General features: G+C 37.4%; 10 protein-coding genes. 4 read left to right on the top strand and 6 right to left on the bottom strand.

The features are described 5' to 3' along the window. Nucleotides 1–570 precede the first annotated feature (570 nt). Both BMW42_RS13980 and BMW42_RS13975 read left to right on the top strand, forming a co-directional pair. Nucleotides 571–1,488: a matrixin family metalloprotease gene (locus tag BMW42_RS13980; protein WP_092768746.1), complete on the top strand. Its 918-nt coding sequence runs from the start codon at nt 571–573 to the stop codon at nt 1,486–1,488. A gap of 100 nt (nt 1,489–1,588) precedes the next feature. Next, on the top strand, nt 1,589–1,963 hold the full coding sequence (locus BMW42_RS13975; protein WP_035270344.1) for a hypothetical protein: 375 nt from the start codon (nt 1,589–1,591) through the stop codon (nt 1,961–1,963). 58 nt (nt 1,964–2,021) lie between these two features. Here the strand turns inward: BMW42_RS13975 and BMW42_RS13970 are convergent, their stop codons facing one another. The 3 genes from BMW42_RS13970 to purE form a co-directional block, all read right to left on the bottom strand. Then, the gene (locus BMW42_RS13970) at nt 2,022–3,302 is read right to left on the bottom strand and encodes a lytic murein transglycosylase (RefSeq protein ID WP_092768743.1); all 1,281 of its coding nucleotides are present in this window, start codon (nt 3,300–3,302) and stop codon (nt 2,022–2,024) included. Nucleotides 3,303–3,934: 632 nt separating this feature from the next. Beyond that, a complete protein-coding gene (locus BMW42_RS13965; RefSeq protein ID WP_035270336.1) occupies nt 3,935–5,056 on the bottom strand; it encodes a 5-(carboxyamino)imidazole ribonucleotide synthase in 1,122 nt (373 codons plus the stop codon). Nucleotides 5,057–5,071: 15 nt separating this feature from the next. After that, a complete protein-coding gene (gene purE, locus BMW42_RS13960) occupies nt 5,072–5,584 on the bottom strand; it encodes a 5-(carboxyamino)imidazole ribonucleotide mutase (protein WP_035270333.1) in 513 nt (170 codons plus the stop codon). A 271-nt stretch (nt 5,585–5,855) separates the two neighbouring features. On the opposite strand from purE, the gene BMW42_RS13955 reads away from it, so the two are divergent. After that, the gene (locus BMW42_RS13955) at nt 5,856–7,118 is read left to right on the top strand and encodes a DUF2254 domain-containing protein (RefSeq protein ID WP_092768740.1); all 1,263 of its coding nucleotides are present in this window, start codon (nt 5,856–5,858) and stop codon (nt 7,116–7,118) included. 16 nt (nt 7,119–7,134) lie between these two features. On the opposite strand, the gene BMW42_RS13950 is transcribed toward BMW42_RS13955, so the two are convergent. After that, nucleotides 7,135–7,479: a DMT family protein gene (locus tag BMW42_RS13950; protein ID WP_035270328.1), complete on the bottom strand. Its 345-nt coding sequence runs from the start codon at nt 7,477–7,479 to the stop codon at nt 7,135–7,137. Between the two features lie 252 nt (nt 7,480–7,731). Between BMW42_RS13950 and mpl the strand changes: the two genes are divergently transcribed. Further along, a complete protein-coding gene (gene mpl / locus BMW42_RS13945) occupies nt 7,732–9,102 on the top strand; it encodes a UDP-N-acetylmuramate:L-alanyl-gamma-D-glutamyl-meso-diaminopimelate ligase (protein ID WP_092768737.1) in 1,371 nt (456 codons plus the stop codon). A gap of 33 nt (nt 9,103–9,135) precedes the next feature. Here the strand turns inward: mpl and BMW42_RS13940 are convergent, their stop codons facing one another. Together BMW42_RS13940 and BMW42_RS13935 are read right to left on the bottom strand one after the other, a co-directional pair. Then, complete coding sequence (locus tag BMW42_RS13940) at nt 9,136–9,423, bottom strand: GNAT family N-acetyltransferase (protein ID WP_035268576.1); 288 nt, start codon at nt 9,421–9,423, stop codon at nt 9,136–9,138. Nucleotides 9,424–9,444: 21 nt separating this feature from the next. Then, nucleotides 9,445–9,732, bottom strand: coding sequence for a GNAT family N-acetyltransferase (locus BMW42_RS13935; protein ID WP_035268578.1), 288 nt, complete (start codon nt 9,730–9,732; stop codon nt 9,445–9,447). Between the last annotated feature and the right edge of the window lie 616 nt (nt 9,733–10,348).

Genomic DNA, 10,348 nt, shown 5'->3' with positions numbered 1-10,348 from the left:
CCTGCCGCCAGCGTTCAATCTGAGCCATGATCAAACTCTTCAGTTTAAAATCAATAGTACATATAGTGTACCAATCTTGGCTCATCAATTACTGACAAAAAATTTGCTCAAATAAACTTCGAGAAATTTCTACCATCAATCAATGATAATATATATCGATCAATCAACCAGTAAAAATCCACACAAGTTGTTCTTCATAATCTCTTAATGATCTTTCTAACATCTCGTCAATGCTAGAAGCTGGACTCGAAACACTTAACAACTCAGCAACCTGCTTCGTTCGTTTCCGTGTATCTCGTCGGTATGGGGTGCATTCTATAGATTTTTTCCTCCCTTGCAACCCCTTATTTCACTTATTTTCAACGGGTGTTGCTTTTTTCGACTAAAAAGATGAAAAACATGAATTTTCACTCGTTTTTTAATCATTATTCATATTTATTTTCATCATTCATTTAAATTTTACGAATAATTTTCATTTTTATACACACTGGAGCTCATATATTTTGATGTTTTATTTTCCAAAATGTTTTTTTAGGCTACATTGAATAAAAATTAAGTTGAATTGCTCGCATGATGCGCTCCATTATTCTGATCTTTTCCTTTTTATGCGTTGCATATTTTGCTGTACAACGTTTTATTCATCCTCAATTAAATCACAATTCAATTTTAGATCGGCTTCAACACCCCATTGATCAACGCCTAAGATATCGTATTGGGTTTATTGACCCAAGATTTCAACTTGATACAGTGGCATTACGCCAAATAACTCAAGAGGCAGCGAATATCTGGGAAAATCAAACTCAACAAAAGTATTTCGTTTACGACCCCAATGCTCGTCTTACAATTAATCTCATTTTTGATGAACGTCAAAATGAATCCAATTATAGAAAGCATACGCTAAAGCAATTTGAAAATAGCAAATCATTAGCCGACCAAATGAGATTACAGCTAGAGCAAGAATCACAACAACTTGAATTTTTAAAACAGCAAATTGAACAGCAGCAACACAACTATAGTAATGATCTAGATCAACATAATAATTTCGTCCACCACATTAATGGCTTAAACACATCTATTACAGATTCACAACTTCAGCAGATCAATAACTCTAAGACACGGCTCACACAGCAGAAGCTTGGGATTGAAAGCAATATTGAACGATTTAACATCTTACGAACAGAACTCAACGATAAAGTTGAAAAATTCAACCAATCCCAACACCAACAGCGTAAAGCTATTAATGAGTTTAACCAAGTTTTTCAAGCCAAAATGTTCCACAAAGGCGAGTTTAATGGTCGTGAAATCAATATTTATGAATTTCAATCTATAGATGAGCTTCGAATCACATTAGCTCACGAATTTGGCCATGCATTAGGTCTTCAGCATACTAATGACCCCAATGCCTTAATGTATCCAATTCTAGAAAAGCAGAATTTCTCCAATTTTAAATTGACTACTGCCGACCTCGAACTGCTAAAAAGTCGATAAAATCAGCGCCACAGCTCAATCCCATAATTAAATTACGGATTTAATTGAATAGTTTTGAATTCGTGTTAAGGTATTTTAAAATTAATCAGAGGAGAGAGACGTGAGTTATTATCATATTATTCTTGAGGTAAATGATCATATCAGCACGATCGAGGAAACTCGTGATATTGAAATATTTGATATTGTCGAGCTTCAACCTTATCTCTACTCAATTTTACTGCCATATTTCAATAAACAACTCATCGAACTCGATGATGAGAACATTAAATTCGAAGACGTCTTACATATTCAAATTAAGCAAACATTATTACCTATTCAAGATTTAATTGAAGAGGAACAACGCCAGCTTCCAAGCGATACAGATGTCACCATTACAGCTTATGAAATTTTTAACGATCGAGAATTAAGTCAAGATGTAACCTTAGTCATTTTTGACTTACTCGATGCTGTTAAAATCGATCGCTCTATTATTTAGAAACATCATCACAAAAAAAGGTCAACCTATGTTGACCTTTTTTAATCCGAGAACCTATTTATTGCATCATCAGCTGAGCCTGCTCATTTCTAAATGCACTCAATATCTGCTGTCCCGCTCGACCTGTAGGATTTAAGCCCAATCGGGTTTGCTCTTGACGAATTGCCTGTCGAGTTTTATCCCCAATTAAACCATCAATCGCACCAATATCGTAACCGCGCCGGATTAAATAGCGTTGAATTTCTCGGCGTTCTGCTCTTGATGTACCAGGATCATCAGTCGGCCAAGCTTTTGCAATTTTAGCTTTTCCTTGCAATCGATCTGATAAATGTGCGATTGCCAACGCATAACTTTCTGCTGCGTTATAACTATATATAGCATCAAAATTTTTAAATACTAGAAAGACCGGCCCAGCACTGCCAGCAGGCGCAAGCAACCCAGCTTGAGAAGATGCAGAAAGATTACCCTGAATTAAAGGGGAGCCATCCACTCTATTCAATCCTTGATTGACCCAATAAGACAATGCTTTCTTATTACGTCGCCCCTCACCTACAACTGACATTCCTGCAGGAATCTGCACTTCAAATCCCCAAGGTTGACCAGTTTGCCATCCTCTTTTCTTCAAAAAATTTGCTGTTGAAGCCAAAGCATCTGGAATACTCGAGACTAGATCACGTCGTCCATCACCATCAAAATCTACAGCAAGCTCATCATAGGTTGAAGGCATAAACTGAGTATGACCAAAAGCCCCTGCCCACGATCCTCTCAATTGTTCTTCCCGAACATCACCACGCTGTAAAAGTTTCATGGTGGTAAAAAATTCACCTCTAAAATACGATTGACGGCGCCCCTCACAGCTTAAAGTTCCCAAAGCTTGAAGCAATGGATAGCGTCCAGAAATATCACCATAGTTACTCTCAACTCCCCAAACTGCAACCACCATTTCAGCTGGAATGCCATAAGCCACACTTACACGGTCAAGTGTTTCTCGATGCTGTTGAAGTTTCTGTTGCCCCAATTGAACACGTTCATCATCAACTAAACCTGACAAATAATCCCAAATTGGCGTCGAAAATTCAGGCTGATAATTTAAACGTTCAATCACAGAATAGTCAGGAGTTAAATTCTGCGTGTAACGATCATACGTCGCCGAGCTAACCCCTCTAGTGATCGCTTGTGATTTTAAATTCGAGATGCATTGCTGAAAATTAGGAGCGGATGACACAGTTGCCGTCATGGATGGCGAGGCTGTCACAGACTGACCATTAATAATCAACTCAGCATGAGTTTGAGACATCGCTAAAAAAAATGAACCTATCGTGAGTGCAAGCCGTTGCATAAGACCCTGTAATTCTAAAATGTTGGAATTATGTCTTTACCTTAACAGCTCACTCTAAAAATTAAAGCATCGAATCGTAAATTTAAATTCATACTTTCTACTTTTTTAAATTTATTTTGAAAATTTAAATTTAAAAACTTACCCACAACCTAGTTTTAAATTCATTTGTTATTGAATTTAAATTTAAACCGCCACACAACATTTAAATTTAAAAAACTTATCCACAGTCATCCAATACCACAAATCAGCCTAAATCATTGAAAATTATAAATATTAAAATAATTTAATTTACTCAATAGATAAGAATTTAGATATAAATCTTTAAATACATTTTTGAATTCAAACCTCAATAGTAACTTTGAATTAAAAATATCCTGCAAGCCTATTATTTTGAATTTAAACCCACTTTGAATTCAAAGTTAAGATGGCTCACATAAGCCATAATCAAACTTATACACAGTTCAAAATATGTATTCTAATCAGAACTAATAGTATAATTATTATGCAATTTTTTTTAAAATTTCATCCGACCAATGGCAAGTGATTTTTAAAGAGGCGCAATCATGCCTTAAACAAGATAAATAAAAAAGCGACCACTCGTGTGATCGCTTTTTTTATCAGCAACTTAAAGTCTAGATGGTCATATCTTCACTTAATGCTAATGGGTTTGGTAAAATTTTCGACAATTGGCGACACAGTGTAGTCAATTCTGAGCTATCGATTGGCATTAAGGTAATATGACCAATTTTACGACCTTCACGTTCTGACTTGTTATAAAGGTGCAAATGTGCACCCTCTAAAGCCAACACATCTTCAGTCTTTGGATGCTGACCAATAATGTTCACCAATACCGTTGGACGAATCATCTCAGTTGAACCCAAAGGTAAGCCTGCAACAGCACGGATATGGTTTTCAAACTGAGAGCACACAGCACCTTCAATCGACCAATGACCTGAGTTGTGTACACGTGGCGCCATCTCATTAGCATATAAGCCTTTGTCCGTCACAAATAGCTCAAGCGTCAGCACACCGACATAGTTCAAATGGTTAAGCAAGCGAGTGATGTAATCTTGTGCTACAGGTTGTAGATCTACACTGTTCGGTGCAGGGACAATCGAGTGCGATAAGATACCATTGTGATGGTGGTTCTCAGCCAATGGCCATGTTTTCACATCACCATTCTGACCACGTACTGCAATGATTGACACTTCACGCGAGAAAGTCACAAAACTTTCAGCAATCAATTCACCCGCAGGACCAAGTTCCGCCCATGCTTGATCAATTTGATCCGCAGTGCGTAAGACAAACTGACCTTTACCATCATAACCACCACGTGAAGTTTTTAGTACGATTGGAAGACCAAGTTCAGCGACCGCGTTTTGTAAACTTTCTAGTGATGTCACCGCTTTGTAAGGTGCTACTGGAATATCTAACTCATCAAATAAAGCTTTTTCAGACAAGCGATGCTGAGCAATCGCTAAAGCCTGACGCGGGGGATGCAGTTGCTTAGTTTCAGTTAATACGTCTACATCTGACAATGGCGTATTTTCAAATTCTAAAGAAAAGACTTCTGCACTATTAATGAAATCCTGTAAGCCATTTTCAGCTTGAGTTGAGATCACTGGACCCAAAGCAGCAGAAGGGCAGTCTGTACTTGCTTCAAAAAAAGTACATTGAATATTTAATGGAAGTGCCGCCTGCGCCATCATTCGACCCAATTGACCGCCACCAAAAATACCGATGGTTTTATCCATAAGATTTCTCTCGAATTAAGCTTGACCAGGAATATTTTTACTCGCAACTTTTTCAGTTTGCGCTAAACGAAAATCGGCTACATTCTTTGCAATATCAGGGCGAGTTAAACCTAAAATTTGTGCCGCCATAATCGCAGCATTGGTCGCACCTGCAGGACCAATTGCCAGAGTACCGACAGCAATACCTGCTGGCATTTGTACAATTGAAAGCAATGAATCAACACCATTCAAGATCGAAGATTTAACCGGTACACCTAGAACAGGAAGATCAGTCTTCGCTGCGCACATACCCGGTAAATGCGCTGCACCACCAGCACCCGCAATAATCACTTGGATACCACGATCACGAGCTTGCTCAGCATATTCAAACAAACGATCTGGCGTACGGTGTGCTGAAACAACTTCCGCTTCAAAAGGTACACCAAGCTGATTCAACATATTGGCAGTGTGTTCGAGTGTCGCCCAGTCTGACTGAGAGCCCATGATAATTCCAACGAGAGGAGTGTCTTGTGAAGCGGCCGCATTCATTGCAATGTTTCCAGAGATTAAAGTAAGAGAGATAAATCTCGACGAGAGCCAAGCTTTAATAAGAACTCACTATTATAGACTGAAAATGAATAGGTCTAAAGTTAAGCTGATAAAATAAGGATTAAAAATATATACTTGTTAATAGACATAAAAATGAATTTTATGATTGGTCATTGTTCGGCCTTAAACGTCTAGCTCATTTAAGACAAATTGAATTTACATAAAACTGAACTAAGCCATTCAAATTAAAAAATAAAAAGGAGAATATAGCATGTGGTTTAAACTGAAACTATGGTGGAATAACCCTGCAGAAAATTTATGGTTTACACCAGCACTTGGGGCTTTATTAGCGATTTTTTTCTCTCTATTTGCAACCGCAAGTCGTTATTTTATTCCATCACACGCGGTTCCAAATATCAGTATTGAAACACTAAGTAGCCTACTGGATATCATTGCTTCGAGTATGCTGGCGGTCACTACATTTTCACTTTCGATTATGGTCGCCGCATTTGCTTCAGCTTCCTCAAGTGGTACGCCACGTGCTTATAAGCTGATGATGAATGATGATAATACTCGTCTCGCAATTACCAGTTTTATTTCCGCATTTATCTATGCCGTCATCGCAAAAATCGCTTTGGGTTTACAATATTATGGCGTTTCGGGTCGTTTTGTCTTATTTGTAAGTACCATTTTGGTTCTCATTTATTTGATTGTGACACTGATTCGTTGGGTACAAACATTGTCTCAGCTTGGCACATTAACCAATGCTATTTCTAAAATTGAAACAGCAGCATCTCAAGCTTTAAGTACATTCCGTACACACCCCAACTTTGGCGCTTCAGGACAAAAACCATTGGGCGAAAGCCAACTCAAAATACACCCAAAACAGACAGGTTATTTTACTCATTTTGATATTGAGTCCTTAAATCTTCTTGCTCAAACTCACAATGCACATATTCATCTTGCTTTTCTTCCTGGGAAATTCGTAGACCCATCACTGGTTCTGATTGAAGTCTTTACGGAAAATCCAATAGATGACGAAGAATTAAAAAATTTAGAACATCAAATTCATGAATACGTGATTATCGAAACGAACCGAAGCTTTTTACAAGACCCAAGATTTGGTTTATTGGTCATGAGCGAGGTTGGACAAAAAGCGATGTCAGCTGCAATTAATGATGTGGGTTCAGCAATTAGTGCGATCAATGCCTTAACGCGGATTATTATTGATAGTCAGCCAGATCCAGAACAGAAAACTTTTAATTTCTCGAATATCAGTGTCGATATGTTTGATATTCGTGAGTTTATTAACAGTAGCTTTGCACCGATGGCACGGGACTGTATAAGTAATATCGAATTAAATCAAAGAATGATTAAATGCTTATCCATGATTGAAAAAAATGTATCTGAACCGGAACTACGGGAAGCTGCTCATGAAATGGCACATGAAATCTTGGCACGCTGCTTAAAACATTTTGAATTTGAGCCTGATCGTCAAAGATTAATTCGGGAATATGAAAATAACTTTAGTTAATCTTTATCCTTTTGAATCATGGTGTTCTAAACACAAAATACACACAACCACATAAGCAAAGTGCAGCCCATACATAATCCAATTTGAAAGGCTGTTTAAACATGAAAATCATGAAAGGAACAAATACCAATAGCGTAACAACTTCCTGAGTGATTTTCATTTGTCCCACAGCCCAGCCATTTTGAGCCAGCATCTTGGTTGCAGGAATCATTAAGCTGTATTCGAATAATGCAATGATCCAACTAAATAGAATGGCTTGCCATAAAGGGGCATCATGCGGCAAAAATTTTAAATGACCATACCACGCCAAAGTCATAAAGCAATTTGCTAAAATCAGAAGCAATAAAGGTAAATAAATCATTTAAATCTCAAGTTAAATCGTCCGCGTTATTCTACGATTAAATCATTTCGTTTCATCATACTAGATTAAAAATATTTATAGATTTTAGCTCATAAGTTTAAAAATTTATTTCTGCAAAATTTTACGGAATGCCTTCTAATAATCACTATCTTTTCACCAAGACCCTTGTTATCGTTGACATCAAATCAAATAACACATGACAACAGCACCAAAAAGATGTTTGTGTCGAAAAGAGTAGTGGAGTAAATCATCATGCATCTGCATATTTTGGGAATCTGTGGCACCTTTATGGGATCGTTAGCACTGTTAGCTCGAGACCTAGGGCACACAGTGACAGGCTCGGACCAAAATGTGTATCCACCTATGTCGACACAACTTGAAAATGCGGGTATTACCTTAATGCAAGGTTATGACCGTAGTCATTTGCAACCACACCCAGATTTAGTGATCGTTGGTAATGCCATGAAACGTGGAATTGACGCCGTTGAATACATGCTAAATCAGGGTTTACCCTATATCTCTGGACCACAGTTCCTTGCCGACCATGTGCTACAAGGTAAACATGTATTAGGGGTTGCTGGTACACACGGAAAAACAACCACTACCACGATGTTAGCTTGGGTATTAGATCAAGCGGGCTTGGAACCGGGCTTTTTAATTGGTGGTGTACCACTTGGATTTAAAGAAAGTGCTCGTCTAGGCGGAGGTCAATATTTCTGTGTAGAAGCAGATGAATACGACTCTGCCTTCTTTGATAAACGATCTAAATTTGTTCATTACCATCCAAAGACAGCTATTCTGAATAATCTTGAATTTGATCATGCAGATATCTTTGATGATCTCGCTGCCATTCAAAAACAATTTCATCATTTGGTTCGTACTATTCCAAGTGAAGGCCGTATCATCGCACCAATCACTGAATCAAATATTGATGAAGTTTTGTCACAAGGCTGTTGGACACCGATCGTCCGTACATCGCTTGAATCTCATGATCAAGCAACTATCTCTGCAAACCAACTTTCTGCAGATGGTACTCATTTCCAAGTCTTAAAAGACGGCGAAGTAAAAGGTACAGTCCAATGGTCGATGACAGGTCAACACTCCGTTGCAAATGCTTTAGCAACCATTGCAGCTGCAGAGCATGTAGGTGTTTCCATTGAAACTGCATGCGAAGCATTATCGAATTTTGGTGGTGTAAAACGCCGTATGGAGCTCCTCGATACCATTCGAGGTATTGAAGTTTTCGATGATTTTGCTCATCACCCAACAGCAATTGACACAACACTGGATGGTGCTCGTAAACGACTAGGCGAACGTAAACTATGGGCTATTATTGAGCCGCGCTCAAATACGATGCGAATGGGAAGCCACAAAGATGGTTTAGCATATTCTGCTCGATTGGCAGATGAAGTGATTTGGTATCAACCTGAGGGTTTAGATTGGGATCTACAACCTGTTGTTGAAGCTGCTCCGAATAAAGCTGTGGTAGCGCGTACTTTAGAAGAGATCATCCGAAATGTCGTGAATGAAGCAGGCGAGGGGGATGCCGTTGTGATCATGTCAAACGGTGGATTTGGTGGTTTGCATCAAAAACTCATTCAAGCACTCAAAGCAAAAGAATAAATAAAAAAGCCCGCTCTGCGGGCTTTTTTATATTTAAGCGATAACGTCATGATATTCATTATGAAAACGCTTAAACATGACAACCACATAAGAGCAAGTTGGAACAATTTTTAATTTTTCTGTACGAGCAAATTCTACAAGTCGATCTAACAATAACTTTGCAGTTCCTTGTCCACGTAAACGATCATCGACCCAAGTATGATCAGCTATAATGATCTGTGGAGTTTGGTAACGATAGCTGATTTCTGCAATTCTTGATTGATCTGCGTCCGTGAGATAAAACTCACCGCCTTTCACACTATCGATATGTTCAAACTGCATATGACCGCTCACTGTATGATTTTATTTAAACAGAACATCATGGATTGCTTCATCTTTGTTGAAAACAGATTTAGCAAATGGACAAAGCGGTAGGATTTTAACATTCTTTTGACGAGCTAATTCCACCGCACGGTCAACAAGTTGACGTCCCACGTTTTGCCCTCTTAATGAATCATCAACCCAAGTATGATCAATAATAAATTTATCTTCACCTGCCCATGAATAAGTCATTTCAGCTAAATGATGGCCATCTTCACCAATAAAAAACTCACCTTTTGATCCATTTTCTTGATGTTTAATTTCTAACATTATCATTATCCTATCATTCGTTATTAAATATAGATTAGAACGACATATTTACATAACACTATGAAAAAATGGGACAAACTTGTCTATCAATTACAAATTCAAAACTTTAATTTATTTTAAAAAAAGAAATATTATAAAAAACAAAAATATATATTGTCAGTCATAATCATTAAATGTTATTTTTTTAATATATAAATGTATTATTATTGTTAAAAAATTAATGAGTAAATGAAATGGATATCTATTTAATATCAATTGTAGTATTGATCATCATTGCAATAATCTTATTAATTTCAATTTTTAAAGACAAATTTAATAACCCATTTAAATAATTTGCACACAACTTATAAGTGTGTCATCCTTTGTGCACTCGAAATCAAATGAAACGATTTCAACGTAATTTATTATCAAATTTGAACAAGGGGAGTAGCCTCCTCCAACAGTACTTAAATACTGTGTCAGAATATCGTCATTACACTTTGAAAGAAGTCGGTATCTGAGCATCATTTCGATTATCTAAAATGCATAATCAAAATGGTGTAGGCAAGACCTTGATCATGTTGTTTCAGAATTATTATCTGGCAACTGGTCGAGGTTTTTTTATGCCAAAATCAAT

The sequence above is a fragment of the Acinetobacter sp. DSM 11652 genome (assembly GCF_900109815.1).
GTDB lineage: Bacteria > Pseudomonadota > Gammaproteobacteria > Pseudomonadales > Moraxellaceae > Acinetobacter.
Note: the sequence above shows the minus strand (reverse complement) of the source record. Positions and strands in the feature narration are given on the sequence as shown.